17 protein-coding genes and 3 pseudogenes are annotated in these 17,359 nt (G+C 55.5%); 4 read left to right on the forward strand and 16 right to left on the reverse strand.

Annotated elements, in window-relative coordinates; genetic code table 11:
• Positions 1-13 precede the first annotated feature (13 nt).
• From LWH94_RS13050 to LWH94_RS13065, 4 genes are read right to left on the reverse strand one after another with little or no spacing between them, the layout of a single operon-like run.
• On the reverse strand, positions 14-946 hold the full coding sequence (locus LWH94_RS13050) for a DMT family transporter (protein WP_232902506.1): 933 nt from the start codon (positions 944-946) through the stop codon (positions 14-16).
• Positions 947-989: 43 nt separating this feature from the next.
• Positions 990-1,640 carry a methyltransferase family protein gene (locus LWH94_RS13055; protein WP_058091979.1) on the reverse strand — a complete coding sequence of 217 codons (651 nt, stop codon included), beginning with the start codon at positions 1,638-1,640 and terminating at the stop codon, positions 990-992.
• Positions 1,633-1,854: a DUF2933 domain-containing protein gene (locus LWH94_RS13060; protein ID WP_076657107.1), complete on the reverse strand. Its 222-nt coding sequence runs from the start codon at positions 1,852-1,854 to the stop codon at positions 1,633-1,635. Before LWH94_RS13060 ends, LWH94_RS13055 begins: the two co-directional genes overlap by 8 nt.
• Before the next feature lie 42 nt (positions 1,855-1,896).
• Entirely contained in the window at positions 1,897-2,967 is a 1,071-nt protein-coding gene (locus LWH94_RS13065; protein ID WP_232902507.1) for a YncE family protein, read from the reverse strand.
• Between the two features lie 234 nt (positions 2,968-3,201).
• Between LWH94_RS13065 and LWH94_RS13070 the strand changes: the two genes are divergently transcribed.
• A complete protein-coding gene (locus LWH94_RS13070; RefSeq protein ID WP_099616092.1) occupies positions 3,202-4,494 on the forward strand; it encodes a hypothetical protein in 1,293 nt (430 codons plus the stop codon).
• Between the two features lie 36 nt (positions 4,495-4,530).
• Here the strand turns inward: LWH94_RS13070 and LWH94_RS19625 are convergent.
• The 4 genes and pseudogenes from LWH94_RS19625 to LWH94_RS13095 form a co-directional block, all read right to left on the reverse strand.
• Positions 4,531-6,113: pseudogene (locus tag LWH94_RS19625) on the reverse strand (BCCT family transporter).
• Between the two features lie 16 nt (positions 6,114-6,129).
• Positions 6,130-6,648 (reverse strand): lycopene cyclase domain-containing protein, encoded by a 519-nt coding sequence (locus LWH94_RS13085; RefSeq protein ID WP_232902510.1) that lies wholly within the window; start codon positions 6,646-6,648, stop codon positions 6,130-6,132.
• 188 nt (positions 6,649-6,836) lie between these two features.
• Complete coding sequence (locus tag LWH94_RS13090) at positions 6,837-7,844, reverse strand: hydroxyacid dehydrogenase (protein ID WP_232902511.1); 1,008 nt, start codon at positions 7,842-7,844, stop codon at positions 6,837-6,839.
• Positions 7,845-7,943: 99 nt separating this feature from the next.
• A complete protein-coding gene (locus tag LWH94_RS13095; protein WP_232902523.1) occupies positions 7,944-10,244 on the reverse strand; it encodes a copper-transporting P-type ATPase in 2,301 nt (766 codons plus the stop codon).
• A 375-nt stretch (positions 10,245-10,619) separates the two neighbouring features.
• On the opposite strand from LWH94_RS13095, the gene LWH94_RS13100 reads away from it, so the two are divergent.
• Positions 10,620-11,660, forward strand: coding sequence for a type II glyceraldehyde-3-phosphate dehydrogenase (locus LWH94_RS13100; RefSeq protein WP_232902512.1), 1,041 nt, complete (start codon positions 10,620-10,622; stop codon positions 11,658-11,660).
• Between the two features lie 2 nt (positions 11,661-11,662).
• Complete coding sequence (locus LWH94_RS13105; protein ID WP_232902513.1) at positions 11,663-12,778, forward strand: phospholipase D-like domain-containing protein; 1,116 nt, start codon at positions 11,663-11,665, stop codon at positions 12,776-12,778.
• Between the two features lie 111 nt (positions 12,779-12,889).
• Here the strand turns inward: LWH94_RS13105 and LWH94_RS13110 are convergent, their stop codons facing one another.
• The 7 genes from LWH94_RS13110 to LWH94_RS13140 form a co-directional block, all read right to left on the reverse strand.
• Entirely contained in the window at positions 12,890-13,276 is a 387-nt protein-coding gene (locus tag LWH94_RS13110) for a DUF302 domain-containing protein (RefSeq protein ID WP_091854522.1), read from the reverse strand.
• A 75-nt stretch (positions 13,277-13,351) separates the two neighbouring features.
• A complete protein-coding gene (locus tag LWH94_RS13115; RefSeq protein ID WP_177186091.1) occupies positions 13,352-13,660 on the reverse strand; it encodes a hypothetical protein in 309 nt (102 codons plus the stop codon).
• Positions 13,661-13,689: 29 nt separating this feature from the next.
• Entirely contained in the window at positions 13,690-14,451 is a 762-nt protein-coding gene (locus LWH94_RS13120; RefSeq protein ID WP_232902514.1) for a hypothetical protein, read from the reverse strand.
• Between the two features lie 37 nt (positions 14,452-14,488).
• Positions 14,489-14,755 carry a hypothetical protein gene (locus LWH94_RS13125; RefSeq protein WP_232902515.1) on the reverse strand — a complete coding sequence of 89 codons (267 nt, stop codon included), beginning with the start codon at positions 14,753-14,755 and terminating at the stop codon, positions 14,489-14,491.
• A gap of 31 nt (positions 14,756-14,786) precedes the next feature.
• Positions 14,787-15,302 carry an outer membrane lipoprotein-sorting protein gene (locus LWH94_RS13130; RefSeq protein ID WP_232902516.1) on the reverse strand — a complete coding sequence of 172 codons (516 nt, stop codon included), beginning with the start codon at positions 15,300-15,302 and terminating at the stop codon, positions 14,787-14,789.
• A gap of 5 nt (positions 15,303-15,307) precedes the next feature.
• On the reverse strand, positions 15,308-15,634 hold the full coding sequence (locus LWH94_RS13135; RefSeq protein WP_211289140.1) for a hypothetical protein: 327 nt from the start codon (positions 15,632-15,634) through the stop codon (positions 15,308-15,310).
• The gene (locus LWH94_RS13140; RefSeq protein WP_232902517.1) at positions 15,631-16,173 is read right to left on the reverse strand and encodes an MMPL family transporter; all 543 of its coding nucleotides are present in this window, start codon (positions 16,171-16,173) and stop codon (positions 15,631-15,633) included. Before LWH94_RS13140 ends, LWH94_RS13135 begins: the two co-directional genes overlap by 4 nt.
• Positions 16,174-16,225: 52 nt before the next feature.
• Between LWH94_RS13140 and LWH94_RS13145 the strand changes: the two are divergent.
• Positions 16,226-16,867 (forward strand): annotated as a pseudogene (locus tag LWH94_RS13145) (IS630 family transposase); the annotation flags it as partial.
• 75 nt (positions 16,868-16,942) lie between these two features.
• Here the strand turns inward: LWH94_RS13145 and LWH94_RS19630 are convergent.
• Positions 16,943-17,197: pseudogene (locus tag LWH94_RS19630) on the reverse strand (hypothetical protein); the annotation flags it as partial.
• Positions 17,198-17,359: the final 162 nt, after the last annotated feature.

A 17,359-nucleotide genomic window follows, 5' to 3' on the forward strand; every position in this document is an offset into this window, starting at 1 on the left:
ACTCCCTTTTCTACTATGAGCTACGGATCACCTTTGCCTGTTCCCCGACAGCGGAACCGCTTGTTGTTTTCCGAGGCGCTTTGACAACGATCACCAAGCCGACAATTGTGATTCCTATCCCGATCATCTCCAGTGATGTGAAAGTTTCGCCGAACAAAAGCATTCCGATAGCGAGACCGAAAACAGGCGTTAAAAAAGTAAACGAATTGAGGCTGTTCAAGGGCGCGCTGGCGAGCAAGGCATACCAGAGCACAACCATCATTGCCGTTGCCGGAATGGCCAGAACGAACATGGCCGTCGTAAATGACCAAGTCCAATCAATCTCGAAGCCCTCGCCCAAGCTCACGGATGCTATTCCCAGAAACACTGAACCTATGACAAGCTGAATGCCCATCGACCAATAGATATCATCACTGCCGGCCTGGTATTTAAGCAGCACATTTCCAATGGCGGTTCCGATGGCTCCACCAAGAACATAGACGGCCCCTGAAAATCTGGCGTTACCAAACTCCATCTCTGGCATCGCTAGCACCACAACACCAATAAAACCAATCAAAAGGCCCACAAACACACGCCCGGTCACCACCTCTCGAACGATAAAAAACGAAAGAACCGCCGCAAACAGTGGTTGCGCATTGGCCAGAACCGTTGCAAGCCCCGGTCCCAGCTTGCCAGCACCGAGAAACATCCCTCCAAGCCCCATACCCGTGTAACTGAGGCCAATTACGGCCAGCATTAGAAGCTGGCGAAGTGAATAACTGGGCCGACCACCTTTTGTAAAAGCGAGCAGAATCAGACAGAGCCCTGCCAGCAATGCGCGTAAAGCGGCAAAAAGCAAAGGTGGCGCGTCCGGCAACCCCACCACAATCAAAGGAAAGCAGATCGCCCAAAGAAAGGCGACAAGAACCATCCCAGCGACTGCACGTATCGAAAGTGATTGGTTCACCAACGGCTCCTTTATCTACCCATCAAATGAGTAGAGCTTTTGTTCAAGCTTGCCGCCCCAATCCGCGCAATCGCGGCAAAAACCTGGGAGTGTTGTCTGCATAGTGTCTCCAGGCTTCCCCGAACGTTTCTTCGGCTTCCCGTTCCTCACTGATCGATAACCGTGAATACATCCAGAGCAAAACCGGGAACATCGCCAGGGTTAACAGAGTCGGCCACTGCAGCAGGAAGCCAAACATTATCAAGACAAAGCCGACATACTGTGGATGCCGAACATACGAATAGAGACCTGTCGTAGCCAGCTTTCGCTCTTTTTGCGCCGCGTACAAGGTTCGCCACCCGGCGGCAATCAAGTAAAAACCTCCACCAATAAACACCGTACTCAACAAGTGGAAGGGGCCGAAATGGGGAGAACCCTGCCAACCAAAAAGCATTTCAAGCAGGTGCCCGCTATCGTGGGCAAGCCAATTTACATCGGGGTATTGAGTCTGAAGCCAACCGGATAGAAAATAGAGTGTCAACGGGAACCCATACATCTCAGTGAATAATGCCACGAGAAACGCGCTGAACGCGCCGAAGGATCGCCAGTCTCGTTGGGTCTGTGGCTTAAAAAAACTGAAAGCGAAGAAAATAAAGATCACCGAGTTAAGAACCACCAGCCCCCAAAGACCGTAATCGGACGAAGCATCAGTCATCGCGTTGGCCTCCGTTTTTGCCTTCTGGTTGATCGTGGTGGTTGTGGCCACCGTGACTCCCATGCCCTCCGTGCATAAACATATGAATAAACGGGCATGCAAGAAGGATTAACCAGGGCAAAGCACCCAGAAGGTGAACCTTATGTTCGCCCCAGAGTAAAACCAAAGCGATAACCGCAAAAATTGCCAACGTAATCTTAAAACGCTTATCCATATAGAATCCCTTTGGGAAAAGCTTATCAGTGGGGCTTACTGGCTAGTATGCCTCTAGCGATATTTGGTGACCTATCCCGTCCAAAGAAACGTCATCGATAATTTCCAGAGAGCCCGGATCAAGCACCCAGAGCTTGGCTTCGGCCCGACTGGTGATCAAAAGGCTGCCATCGACGGGAGAGACCGCCAGATGGTAAGGGGCCGGCGCCAGAGGCATGCTGTCGCGGGTTCCGCTGGCCAGCTCGATACGGACAACTTGGTTGCCGCCCTCGCTGGTCGCATAAAGTATCTGGCCATCTGTGCTTAGTCCCACGCCGTGGGGTTGCGGCCCAACATCGTATCTTGCCAGCACCTCACCTCTGGAAAGCCCAAGGACAGCGACTTCCCCCGAGGCCCCGTCATTCACATACACCCTCTCGTTGTCAGGGGAAAGCACCATGTGCTCAGGCCCACCGCCGACGCGAAGATTACGCTTGACGAACCAGTGCCGAGTATCCACTTCGCTGACGGTCCCGTTACCAGTATTGCTGACCAGTAAAGACTGACCGTCATCGGTCGCCACTACGTAGTTTGGCGCCGGGCCCGTGGCCAGGGTTTCAACGAGCTGTCCGGACTCCAGGTCAACCACACTGATCCCACCGCCCATAGGATGAGTGGAGACAGCGAATCGACCGTCAGGGGTCACCAGCACATGGTGCACGGGCCCTGGCACCTCTACAGTGCGAGTAATCGCGCTCTTGGCGGTATCCACAACGTAGATCCGGCCGGTATTGGCGTCTTCCGGAGCCGCGGTAGCTTCACCACCGTGGTGGGCCGCGTGCTCGTCCTCCGTCACGCCCTCCGGGCGACTGATCGGCTCTTCGCTGTCGTGCGCGGTCAGACTGCCAGCAACCAGATAGTGACCATCCGGAGTCAGGGCCGAGCCATGGGTGTTGATTGTCCCCATAATCGACGGCATTACCTGACGACTTCTCAGATCAATAATGCCAACAGAATCAGCTGTCCCCATGGGTACAAACGCTCGACGGCCATCTGCAATTGCAATAGTCGATAAACCTATCAAAGCGGTGATCGCGAATCCGGTAAACCACCCTTTTTTTGATCTATATTTCATAGTTCTGCCGCCTGAATCATCGTGTAGTACCAGTCTGCTACCTATCGGGAGAGTCTAAGATGGGTAGAGAGAGCCAACTTACCTAGCGATAGTTCAACACGCGGAACTGAAACAGATCTGAAAACAGATCTGAAGTATGAATCTATTTGACGTAGATCACACATGGGAGATAGGTTTTTTTGAATTTCAAGTATGCGATTACAATCAGTGAAACTCTCGACCAACGGACTCCTGATGCCCGAACCTATCCACAAAAACCAACGATTAGCCGACAGTCGAGCCTACAAGCTCAATCGCCATTGCTACTGCATCACTCTCGACCGTAAAGCGCTCAACAAGAGCCTCAGAAGCATTCTTATCGATGCTGGAAGTGGACCGTCAGAGTTCGCCGAGTTCGACCAGCTTTTTTCAAACACACCGATTTTTGTTCCCAGATCCGACATAGCCGCGATGGAAAGGATCGTCCAAGCGATCGAATCGGCCACCGAACTTCCGTCGTTTCGTGAACGAGTTCTGTCCTGGGCACCAAAAATCGCACAGTTCAATCCGGGCCCCATTGGGGCATTCATGGGTTACGACTTTCACCTGGGTCCCGACGGCCCCCGGCTGATAGAGATCAACACCAATGCCGGAGGTGCCTTCCTGAACGTTGTGCTGGCGAGAGCCCAGCATCGCTGCTGTAACCCATCTCAACAGACCGCAGTAACCCGTAGCGAGCTCGACGGATTCGAGGATGCAGTGTTGACGATGTTCAAACAGGAGTGGCAAAGACAGCATGCCACTTCGGTACCCAACTGCCTGGCGATAGTTGATGATGCCCCGAAGACCCAGTTTATGTTTCCCGAATTCCAGTTGGCCCAACAACTTTTCCAGACCAAAGGAATTGAGGCGTTGATACTCGATCCCTCAGAGCTTGTGTATGCCGATGGGCGACTGACAGCCCGTGGTAAGCCCATTTGTATGGTTTACAACAGGCTGGTGGACTTTTCACTGGACGCCACGGCTCATGCGGCATTAAGACGTGCGTATCTGGACGGCGCCGTGGTTGTAACTCCCAACCCCCGAGCTCATGCCATTCTGGCCGATAAGCGAAACCTGACCTTGTTGTCAGCCCCGCAGACTCTACTCGACTGGGGACTGAGCTTAGCGGATGCGGGCTGCCTGGAAGACGCCGTGCCGAAGACCCGGCTGGTTTCGAGTGAAGATGCTGCGGCGTTGTGGAGCGCTCGGCGCCAATTGTTTTTTAAGCCGGTTGCAGGTCACGGCAGCAAGGGTGTCTACCGGGGCGACAAGATGACCCGGCGTGTTTTCGAAAACATTCTGGATGGCGGCTATATCGCACAAGATCTCGTCCCCGCTGGAGAACGAACTCTACGAATTGACGATGCGGTGACCACCAGAAAGGTCGACATTCGCCTGTATACCTACGCCGGCAAAAGTCTGCTGGTTGCCGCGAGGATATATCAGGGCCAGACAACCAACTTTCGCACGCCAGGAGGCGGGTTTGCACCGGTCTTCCAAGTGTGACTATTCACACTACGGGCAGATACTGCCAGGTGATGTTCATGCTTGATCTGCTCCTGTCCATGGCTCAGCAGCCCGATGTTGCTTACAACCTTCTCTGGGTGCTACCAGGGGCTCATGATGCAGCGCCTTCAACAGGCCGGCAGTCATAGCAACAATAACCAGTGAGAACGGCAAAGCCGCAAGTATGACCGCATCCTGAAGGACGGCAATCCCTCCAGCCACCAGCAGCACAGCTGTCAGCACCCCATTGGCAATGGCCCAACCGGCTCTTGACGCTTTCGGAGGCTCAAGTTTTCCTCCCGACAAAATGATATTGACGACCAATGCGCCCGAGTCCGCAGACGTTATAAAGTAGATGCCGATGAGGAGGGTTGCGACCAGACCCATGACAAATTTAAGTGACTCAGGAGCTCCCAGATGCTCGATGGTGGCAAAGAGTGCATAGGCGATGTCTTTGTTGACCGCGTCAACGATCCCGCCGCCACTAAAGAGTTCGCTGTGGAGCGCAGCCCCCCCCATCACCGCGATCCAAACGAAGGTCACCAGCGTTGGTAAAAGAAGAACTCCGAAAACAAACTCTCTCAAGGTGCGCCCGCGGGATATCCGGGCGATAAACAGCCCGACAAAAGGTGACCACGCTAACCACCAGCCCCAGAAAAACACCGTCCAGGTCGATTGCCAGTTCCCCGGTTCATTGGCGCCAACATAGAATGTCATGACTAACAGGTTATCGAGGTATCCGCCGATTTCCTGAACCAACACCCAGCCATGTAATCAAATGGGCCAATCACCATAAAAGCTGCCAGCAAAACCAGCGTTAGCCAAAGATTCATCTCACTCAATATCTTGACGCCTCGCCTTACCCCGGACACCACCGAAATCGTCGCGATCATGGTAACCACTGTCACCACTGACAACTCTACCCAAAGGGAGGCCTCCACAGAAAAAAGCCACTTAAGGCCAGTGCCAGTCTGACGGGCCCCCAGCCCCAGCGTGGTCGCCAGACCAAAAACGGTAGCAAAAACAGCGAGGGCGTCCACCAAATGCCCCCAGAACCCAAAGATTTTCTCGCCAATAAACGGAAACAACGCAGAACGAGGGGCGAGCGGGAGGTCTTGCCGATAACTGAAGTATCCGAACGCAATAGCGACCATTGCAAAAATAGCCCACCCGTTAAGCCCCCAGTGGAAAAACGACAATTGAATTGCGGTGGACGCTGCGGAGGGGGTAAAGCCCTCTGGAGCAAAAGGGTTACCCTGGAAGTGCATGATCGGCTCGGCAATGCTCCAGAACAGGAGTCCTACCCCGGTTCCAGCCGCAAACAGCATCGCCAACCAGGGAAAAAGCCGATATTCGGGTTGCTCATAATCTTTACCAAGACGGACGTTCTTATAGCGGCCCAGTCCCAACCACAATACAAATGCCGTCAGAAACGCAACCAGTGCCACATACCACCAGCGCAGCAGACCATCGACGGACGAAGAAACGTAAGCGAGCGCATACGCAAACTCAGACTGCCAGATGAGCGCGCCAGCGAGGGTCAAACCAATGGCCCCAATGCTAAATAGTGACGGCAAAATGGGTTGTTGGAGATGGCTATTGCCTATAACGTTCCGCATGATGATTAGCCTTTTGTTATACCCTACTCTGCCAATAGCGATGCTCGTAGAAATTACTCCAAAGTGCGCCTAACGTGGCGGCAAAGAGCAGCTCCTCGACCGGGACCCCAAAAACCCTGAACCCGCTGATCGCTTCGTTGTTCCAGTAAAGATCAACAAAGTTTGGGTGTGACCAGTTCATCGCACTGAAAAAAACGAAATAAAACAGCGAAAATATTGCGGCACCTTTTATCGCACCATCGAGAAGATCGACTCGACAAATAACAGTGCTGATGGCCCCAGCCAAGAGCCCCATAGAGGCGGTATATATTGAGTTGAGACTGGTGGTCAGTTCCAGGAAGGCAAACACTAAAACCGGGGAGCTCAGAGCCAACGCATGAAACCGATGCATCCTCCCCAGTTTATAGTCACTCGGTATTGACTTTGCTTTCGTGGTCGATCCGAGCTCATAAAGCGTACTGGCCAAGCCACCCACGGCGAAAGAGAACAGAATACTCTCGACATCAAAGCCGTAGTTTTCCCCCAATCCGAACAACGTTGGAGGGCTCCAGTATTCCGGGTAAAAAAACGGGCTCCGTTAACCCCAGGGGAGCGGTACCAAGACTCATTGTCAGCATTTTCTTCTTGTTGCGGGTAAAGACGAAAACCACACTCCACAGAAGCACCAACAACACGCTCCAGATCAAATAGGTATAGAGCATCGGCATAAAAAACCATCCTGGCTCAGTGTTTATTCACAAGATTGCGGGGGGCACCCTCGATGAAGCCAACAATGTTTTCGCCAGTGGTCTTGAGGATTCTTTCGACAGCCTCTTTCGTATTGAACGCACTGTGGGGGGTGACGATGACGTTTCTCATGTGCTGAAGAACATGGTTGGCAAACAGCGTTTCCAGATCATGTTCCTTATCAAAAAAAGAGCGGATCAATTCCACCTCTTCCCTGATGGAGGGCTCGTCCGGCAACACGTCAAGGCCGGCAGCCACCACTTTCCCATCCGCCAGTGCGTGCAGCAAAGCCTGGGTATCAACAATGGAGCCGCGAGCGGTATTAATCAGGACAATCCCGTTCTTCATCCGCGCGAACTCCCTGTCCGACAGAAGGTGCTTGGCCGATTTGCTGCCAGGAACGTGCAGCGTCACAACATCGGACTGCTCAAGAAGACCATCCAAATCGACGTAAGACACGTTATATCGGTCCGCGAATACGTAATCCGGCTTGGGATCGCAGGCAAGAACGTTCAGACGAAACCCTTGCGCGATTTCCACAACACGCTTACCGATAGCACCGGTACCGATCACTCCAAGGGTTTTGCCTTGCAGATCGAATCCCTGCAGGCCTTTCTGCGAAAAATCCCCCTTGCGAGTGCGATTGATCGCCTCTGGAATCTTGTGGCTAATGGCAAGGAGCAGCGCAAAAACATGCTCCGCAACAGTCTGGTCACCGTAGACGGGCACATTGCTGACTGGAATCGCATTTCTGGTGCAATACTCCAAATCGATATGGTCGTATCCCGTCGACCGGGTAGCAATGAACTTCAGATGCTCAAAACAGTCAAGGACCGAGTGGTCCAGGACCGAATGAACGAAAGGGGAGATGATATCGGCGTCCCTGTATAGCCCAACGTTGGCTGTTCCGAGTTCCTCGTCCGTGAAAACAACCTCATGATTGCAGCAGGCCTGCTGCAGAATATCGCACTCCCACTTCTCTGCCTCAAAGAACACAATTTTCATTAGTTTTCCCTGGCCAAACTGATTTTTACTCCGACCTCAGCACTGAGCGCCACAGGATAGGACTTCCAGTGAGAGGTCATCGATATGGTCGTTTCGCGCCTAGACTCTCTCTCGACGCAAACGCAGGGAGTTCATTACCACCGACAATGAGGACGCGCTCATTGCAAAAGCGGCAAAGATAGGTCCTATCAGGATGCCAAAGAATGGGTAGAGCACACCAGCAGCCACCGGCACACCCGCACCGTTGTAGACCAAGGCAAAAAACAGGTTCTGCTTGATATTTCGCATCGTCGCCTGGGACAACCGTCTGGCGCGGACAATGCCATCGAGGTTACCCTTAACCAAGGTAAAGCCCGCGCTCTCAATGGCGACATCCGCGCCGGTTCCCATTGCAATACCAACATCGGCCTGGGCCAGGGCGGGTGCGTCATTCACGCCGTCCCCCGCCATCGCTACCTTGCGCCCCTGGCTCTGAAGTTCGCGAATGATGCTGGCCTTGTCCTCTGGCAGCACATCGGCACGAATCTCATCGATACCGAGTTTACCCGCCACCGCCTTTGCCGTGCGCTCATTGTCGCCAGTTGCCATAATTATGCGGAAGCCAGCGGCGTGGAGGGCCTTGAGCGCAGCGGGTGTCGTTTCCTTGACCGGGTCGGCTACGCTGACAAGGCCTGCAACGGCGCCGTTAAGCACCACAAACATGACCGTTTCGCCTTCATCGCGTCTGCTATTGGCAACCTCCATCAGATGGCCACCGTCCAAGCCCAGCTCTTCCAGTAGTTTGGCATTGCCCAAAGCCACTGGCTTGCCATCCACAACACCCTTGACCCCCTTGCCTGTAACGGCTTCAAAGTCATCGGCCTTTCCAAGCATCACGTTACGTGCCTCGGCGCCTGAAACGATGGCTTCAGCGAGCGGATGCTCTGACCCTTTCTCCAGTGTGGCCGCAAGCCTGAGGACCTCGGTCTCGTCATGACCCGATTCCGGCAGCACCGCCACTAGTCTGGGCTTGCCTTCCGTCAAGGTACCGGTTTTATCCACAATCAAGGTATCCACCTTGGCAAAACGCTCCAGCGCTTCGGCGTTCTTAATCAGCACACCTAACTGGGCACCGCGCCCCGTAGCCGTCATGATCGACATAGGCGTAGCCAACCCCAATGCGCAAGGGCAAGCGATGATAAGCACCGCAACCGCAGACACGAGCGCATACGACAAAGCTGGTACCGGCCCCCAGATGGCCCACGCCACAAAGGACAGGGCCGCCACGGCAATAACCGCTGGTACGAACTTGCCGGCCACCATATCGGCAAACTTCTGGATAGGCGCGCGGCTGCGCTGGGCATTGGCAACCATCTCGACGATTTGACTGAGCGTAGTATCCGCGCCAACCCGGGTCGCCTCCATAACAAGGCTTCCGGTACCGTTGATGGTGGCCCCGGTCACTTTGTCTCCCTCCACTTTCTCTACCGGAACCGGCTCCCCCGAAATCATAGATTCATCAACGGAAGACCGGCCTTCAACAACAACACCATCCACCGGCACCTTGTCACCAGGCCGCACCCGCAGGTGATCACCGACCTTCACATCCTCCAGAGCAACCTCTGTTTCGGTTCCATCGGGCCGGATCAGGCGCGCCGTTTTGGCGGCCATATCCAGCAACGCACGTATGGCTTTACCGGTGCCCTCACGGGCCCTCAGTTCCATCACCTGGCCCAGCAGGACCAGCGTGACGATAACGGCTGCCGCCTCAAAATAAACGCCGACGTTTCCTCCAGAATCCCGGAAGCCTTCCGGGAAGATCCCTGGCACAAGGACCGCTACGATGCTGAAGATATAGGCCGCCCCAACTCCCATGCCGATCAGGCTGAACATATTCAGGTTCATTGTCCGAAACGAGATGTAACCGCGAGCAAAGAAGGGCCAGCCGGACCATAGGATTACAGGAGTAGCAAGCACCAGTTCAATCCAGAGTGACAAACGCTCACCGAAGAAGTCGCGAACCGCCATGACACCGATAAAGGGAGTCATGGTCAAAATCAGCAAGGGCACTGAAAATGCCAGGGCAACCCAGAGCCGATGAGAAAAGTCCACCAACTCCGGGTTGGGCCCCTCATCTTCCGCGGTGGCCGATTCCTGCTCCAGTCCCATACCGCACAGAGGACATGCCCCGGGCTTTGTCTGTCGGACTTGAGGGTGCATGGGACAAGTGTAAACCACCCCCGAATACCCGGGTGGTACACGGTCATATGTTCGATCGTCGCCTGACGGTTTTTCATGATCTCCAGAACAATGGTGAGAGTGATCTGAATGAGAACTCACTTTATTGTTTTCCAGAGGCACAAGGTGCATCCCGCATTTCGGGCAACTCCCAGGCTCATCAGATATGACCTCCGGATGCATCGGGCAGGTATACTGGCCCTCCGACTCCTTCCCAGCACTATCTTTGATAGCAGAACTATTTTCTTTGGCAGACATCTTCCGATCATCCTTTCGATGGTTTCATACCATTCGAGCCTCTCAAGGTTCGACCTGATCATAAGCAATGTAGTTGCCCTCTACTGCACCCCATTCCACTACACCCGGCTGAACTGAACCTGAAAAGCACTTCTGCGCTTTGCATTTTTTTGATCACCATCAACTTTTCGGTAAAGCCATTGCCCTGAGGTACACGTCAAACCGGACTTTCAGCTGAAATTCAGTCTTTGCCTATACTCTGTTCACCTAAAAAATATCACGGTTCGTTCGCTCCTCTTCAGAAACTGGGAGATACAAAAGATGGTCGGTCAGAGAATTATTCGTGTCGCGGTCAATGGTTATGGCGTTATCGGCAAGCGGGTAGCACAAGCCGTTGCGGTACAAAAAGACATGGTCATAGCAGGTGTAGCTGATGTCGCGCAGGACTGGCGAGTGAGGGCCGCGCTGAGTAGAGGATATGCCCTGTACGGCGCGACTGAAGAGCACGCCGTTGCTATGGGCGCAGCCGGGCTCGATGTTTCCGGCTCTCTAGATGACTTACTTGGAGCCGCGGATATCGTGGTGGACTGCACACCGAAACACCTGGCCAGCAAGAATATCGAAACCTACCGGCGGTTTGGCATCAAGTACATCGTTCATGGCGGCGAGAAACATGAAAGCACGGGCCATTCATTCGTTGCCGAGGCCAACTACGCGAGCGCTGTCGGCCGTGACTGCAGCCGTGTCGTATCGTGCAACACAACGTCGATCATTCGTACCCTGTCAGCACTCAAACGCCACGGCTTGCTGGACCGGGCACGGGGAACCCTTCTGCGCCGGGCCACCGATCCCTGGGAGAGCCATCAGGGCGGGATCATGAATACCCTCGTGCCAGAGCCGGAGATTCCCAGTCACCAGGGCCCGGATGCCCAAAGTGTCGACCCGGACCTGGATGTGGTAACCATGGCGGTCAAGGTTCCGGAGACACTGGCCCACCTGCACTACTGGTCCGTTCAACTGACACGTGAGGCGAGCAAGGACGAAGTGCTCGATGCGTTCCGCACCTCCTCCCGCATTGTTTTCCTCCGGAACAGCGACGGGCTAAGCGCGATCAACAGCGTCAAGGAGTTGATGGCCGACCTTGGCCGACCTCACGACAGCCTGTATGAAGTCGCGCTTTGGGAAGACATGCTCAAAGTGCAGGGCAATGAGCTGTTTTATGCCTATATGGTCGACAACCAGGCGATTGTTGTTCCGGAAACCATCGATGCCATACGCGCACTGACCGGGGCCGAACCCGATGCGGAAACGTCGATCAGAGACACCAACGACAGCCTGGGTATCGGCTCTTTGGGGTTATAGATATGGACGGCAACCCCGGAGACGTCGCCTGTGAACCCGAGGGCGGGGCCGTGAAGGGTGTGTTCAGGCTGTTCGGTGAGGGAGACGAACTCTATGCGGAGATGATTCGCTCGGTCCGTGCTGCCACCCAGCGTATCTTTCTTGCTTCGTATATCCTCGCGGCGGACGAGGTGGGGACTGAACTGCTTGATGAACTGATGAAGCAGTCCCGCCACGGCCTCGACGTGCGCATTCACGTTGATGCGCTGGGCTCAAGCAGCGTTCTTACCCGAAAGCACCGACGCCAGCTCAGAGCCGCCGGCATCCGTCTTCAGCGCTTTCACCGCTGGAGTTGGCGGCAACCGATGCGTTACAACCGTCGCGACCATCGCAAGCTGCTGGTCATTGACGGCAAAACAGCGTACCTCGGCGGCTTCAACATTCATCGCGAAGGCTCGAGGCGCTATTACGGCCCAAAGCGTTGGCGCGACGTGCATGTGTGCTTCGAGGGGCCTCTGGCGGCGGAGGCTGACGCTCTGTTTGACGCCTTCTGGTGCGGTCACCCTGACTGGAGCCCACAGAGTCATACCATCGGTGACAGCCGGATCACTCCCAATACCACACGCGCCTGCCGCATCCAGCTGCGGTGCTCCATCAAAGACCAACTGGCTGGAGCATCCGACAAAATCTGGCTGGCGACGCCCTATTTCGTACCGGACCGGGGATTACGCAAACAACTTGCTCTCGCGGCCCGCCGTGGAGTCGATGTGCGGATCCTGACCACCGAAAAGACCGACTCGACCCCCGCACAATGGGCGGCCCGCGCCATTTACGGAGAACTGTTGGAACACGGCGTTCGCATATTCGAGTACACGCCCCGGCTAATGCATTCCAAAGTGCTGCTCGTTGACGATGTCTGGGGAAGCATAGGGACAGCGAACTTCGACTACAGAAGTTTGTTTATTAACTATGAACTGACGCTGATTTCCACAAACGAAGCCTTGAATGGCCAGTTAAGAAACGAGTTCGTAACTGATTTGCTGGATGCCAGTGAAATCACTGGCATCGCCTGGAAACACAGCGGCTTCATGAAAGGCGTGTATGACACGCTTGGCCTGTTGCTACGCAAGTGGCTTTGACGTGGGCCGGCTTAGATCGGGGCTCAACTTGCTTGGTATGCCGAACCAAGGTCCCAGACACCCGGTGCGGCAATGATTAAAGACACAGCGAGTGCTTTGGTGCGAGTCGAGTTAGACCGCCTTGATAATCTCAGACAGCCTATCTCTCACCTCACCCGCAATATGCTTGAGTTGCTCATTTTCGATCGCTGTCATGGATAACACGGGATCAACCGCACTGACTTCAACGCCCTCCGGGGTCTCGCGCAATATGACATTGCACGGCAACATAGCGCCTACCCGGGGTTCCACGCCAATGGCTTCCCAAGCCATGGCTGGATTGCAGGCACCGAGAATTCGGTAGGCGAGCATGTCCTTGTCCAGTTTCTTTTTCATGGTGGCCTTAACATCAATTTCTGTCAGAACCCCGAAACCCTGATCGGCCAGGGCCTTGCGGGTTCGCTCATCCACTGTCTCGAAATCCACATTCTGAATTACGCGATTCATTGTGTAAGACATATACATTTCCTTTTCTTTGGGTAAACCGAGTGAGGCCTATAGTAGCCAGCCCTTCAATATCAACACCTAACCTTTTCAGAACCCATAGCGTACCCCCAGATACAGGTTATTGTTGTCCTCAAACTGACCGAAGAAGGTTTCCTCCTGGGCGCCGAAAAACAGGTTTCCGCCGGCTTCAACAGAGAGATGGTCATCAACCTGATAGCCCACCCGGGGGCGCAGGTACGCGTCCCGGTCCGAGGGCGAGTAGAACAGGAACAACGACCACTCCAGATTCTGGCTGTGTGTCAGCCATGTCAGCCGCTGGGTGAGGACGTGGCGATTCTCGTCCCGCACCGGGGCACCCGGGGGCAAGGCCCGCCGGTAGGCCTCAAACTCGCCCATGCGCTCAAGGTAGTATTGCAGGCCCAGGGTCAGGTTACGGGCAATTTCCTGCTCATAGCCGAGCAGCAGGCGCAGCTCGCTGTTGCGTACTGTGGGATCGTCGCCATCGCGGTCTGCGCGGGAATCGTATTAGCCCAGCTCGACGTTGCCGATGCCGGCCCGCGCAGGCTGGCCCCGAGCACCGACAGCGGAGGAAACCTGGCCCGACCGCTGGCCGGATCAGCCCCGGCCGGGCTCTTCCAGAAGCCGTCGTAGCCGTAGAGCGCGACCTCGTAGGCGCCAAGGTTACGGTACAGCCGGGCGGCCCACTCGTCGTCTTCGAACGCGTCCGCCGGTCGGCCCGCCAGTACAACCGCATTGCGCCCGGTCAGCCGCCCTTGCCCTGTGTTGAAGAAAGAGAGACGGCGACCGTCGATGAAGCGATCCGCGTCAAACCGGGGGGTGTAGACAAGGTCAAGATTGGCCCAGCTGGAAAAAGCCGAAACCTTCAGCGCGTCCGAGGGCGCCTTGAGGTACTCCACATCGCGGCCGATAAAAAACGAGACCCAGTCCTTGGGAAACAGATCGTTGATGAACACCAGGTCGCCGGTTCCCCAGGTTAGTATCTGGCGCCCCAGCTTGACATCGGTATCCGCGCTCGGCGAAAACACCAGGCTGGCCTCGCGCAGGTCGAACGCGCCCTCACCCGATTCCAGGTCCACCGACCGATCATCGTCCAGGTCGTCATAGAGAAAATCGCCGGTAAGGCGCAGCGTTACTCCCTTGAAATACTTCTCCGCCTCGAGCTGCAACCGGGTTTCGGCGATGGAGAGATCGCGCTGGTGAGGATCATCGCCCAGCCGGGTTCCGCCGCGGGCCTCCCAGAAGCCGCGCAGACGAAATGGCAGCGCCGCCGCAGCCGATCGGTCGGTCGGTGGTCTGTTCTGCTCCGGTCTCACCCCCGAGGCCCGCTGGCAGGGCCGGTTCTGCGGTATCACTGGCTGGCGCACCCAGCCCCTCCGGCAGCTCGGGCGCGGCCGCCCATAGCGCCCCGGGCGCTGCACCGAGAACGATACCCGCCAGCAACATGCCCCAGAGCAGGCTTCTGGTGTTCATCCACGCCCTCCTGCCCTCAGTGCACCGGTGGTCACTGCAAGTACTCCCTCGGTGCCCGGCGCAGATACCGCTCCGAAAACACGTCTTCCGGCAGGCTCAGGTCATAGTCAATGCCGCTGTAGGTCAGCTCCGTAGTGCCACCGTTACGCAGATTCTCCATCCTCGCCTTGACGACCGTGGGGTAACCCTGAATGTTCTCCACCGCCAGCGCGGTGTAACGCCGGTAGAGGTTGTCACTGTCGTCGATATACTCGGTGCGAACCGGCAGGAACGACTGCTTGTGGATATAGACATCGTAGTAGGCGAACTCAACCTCCCCGGGCCTCTTGGGTTTGTTGCGCACTACGTAGTAGTTATCCGTGGTTTCAATCAGCTCATGGCTGTCGGCATCAATACTGCGCCCGGAGATGTCCTCGTAGAAGAAATCCGAGCCGACGAAGCTGGTGCGTTTGTCGGAAGCGGCAATTCGCTTAACCAGATCCAGCGCCGGCAGGTACAGCCAGCGGTCGTCGTCCCGGTCCTGGTGTTTCCAAACCAGCAACGTCATCTGGCTCACATCCGCCGATCGTCGGAAATAGACATAGTACTTCTGCTCGCCGAGATAGGCGCCCCCTCAACGGCATCTGTCTCCGGACCGTCTCTCCGCAAAATGGTGAGTTCGCGACTACGGGTACGCCCCTGGCTATCCGTGATGGTCATAGCGACCCTGGCGCGGCCATCACGCCCCTGAAAGTAGGAGACCATATTGGCACGGTTGACAATGCGCTCCACCTCGGGCGCAGCGCCGGCATCCTGGGCCAGGGCAATGGGCGTGATGCCCAACGCCATTGCAATCAGGGCCAGCTTTTGGAACAGGGTAACAAGCCAGTATCTACTCATTGCACGCCTTCCTCTTGCTTTTGCGAATTCGGGACGGCCCTGCGGGCACCGGGAAACAGCCACCGTTGCAGCAGGGTTATCAGCGCCGGCAGGATCAGCAGTGTGCTCAGGCCGGCGGTCAACAGAATGGCCGCGATAAATACCCCCACCGTCAGGTAGGGCACGAGCGGCGCCGCCAGCAGCGGCAGGAAACCAACGCCAAGCACGATGGCGTTGCGGGTTATTGCTCGTGCAGGCTCACCGAACATCGGTGCCACCGAGCGACGCCAGGAGCCGGTCTCGGCCTGAGTGGCGCGGGTACGGGCCAGAAAGTGGATGGCGTAGTCCACGGCGAGCCCCAGACTCAGGGCGCTCAGCACGGCGACCGGCATATCGTAATTCTTGCCGACAATGCCGATCAGACCGTAGATGGCCCCGATGGTCACGGTCAGGGGGATCATGCACAGCAGGCCCCAGAGCAGAGAGCGGAACAATAGGGCCATCAACAGGAGCACAACAACGAAACTGCCGAACAGGGCCATGGCCATGCCGCTGACCATTTTTTCCTGCCAGACGACATTGATATAGTTCAGACCGAACCAGCGTGCCTGGAGCGATGCAGACTTTGCTGAGAAGGTTTTCGATGTCGTTGGCCTGTACCTGAACCCGCCAGATAACGCGCTGGTGCTGTCGGTTGACGAAAAAACGCAGATCCAGGCACTGGATCGCACTCAACCAAAGCTGCAACTGAAACCCGGCCAGATCGAGCGCCGTACCCACGATTACAAGAGGCACGGGACGACCAGCTTATACGCGGCCCTGAATATCCTGAACGGCGAAGTGATTGGGCGCATTACACAACGCCACCGCGCCAAAGAGTTTCTCGATTTTCTGCGACAAATTGATCGAGAAACACCGAAAGAGCAGGACCTTCATCTGATTCTGGACAACAGCTCCACTCACAAAACACCGGAGGTGAAAGCCTGGCTGGAAAAACATCCCCGGTTCAAGCTTCACTTCACACCAACCAGCGCCTCTTGGCTGAATGCCGTGGAGGGCTGGTTTGGTCAACTGGAACGCCGCGCTTTGTACCGTGGCATTTTTACCAGTGTCGGCGAACTTAAGAAGGCGATTCGTCGCTTTATCCAAACTCATAATGAGAAACTGGCAAAGCCGTTCCGCTGGCACAAGAGTGCAGAATCGATTATGACTTCAGTGACGCGAGCAAAGCTGAGTGTTATTGATAATAAATAAACGGATTACCCAGACGGGACACTAGCTGAATCGGTTGCCGCCCGGATTGTTTTAGTGTGAGAATCAGCACGGTGATCACCAACGCTTTACTTTTTTTGCGTTGGCCCGAACATTGTCGTCTGTAAACCGACACCACGCCAGTTTCCGCTGGGTCCACCACCCGGCCTGCAACCCGCCTCCGTGGGTTTTGATCAGTTCCATTAACTCGTCAAGAGACCAATGGGTTCCATCGTAGACGACATGCAGCTGGTTGTTCGGTTTGCGCTCGGCAAAATCAACACAGGGATGATGGTTGAGTTCATGGATGAAATCGCCCCACTGACTCTCGCCAAATCACTCACCATTTTGGCACGTAGATGCCGGTGAGGTGAGGAGGAGTCCATCCCATTGATTCAGGTTACTGATGAAAATGAATAATCACGGTAATCCTGATGCCTATGCGCCGTATCCTCTTGGCCGTGTAGCGACAAGCGTCAGGCACTCACCCAACCG

Source organism: Marinobacter sp. G11, assembly GCF_021282325.1.
Taxonomy (GTDB): Bacteria; Pseudomonadota; Gammaproteobacteria; order Pseudomonadales; family Oleiphilaceae; genus Marinobacter; species Marinobacter vinifirmus.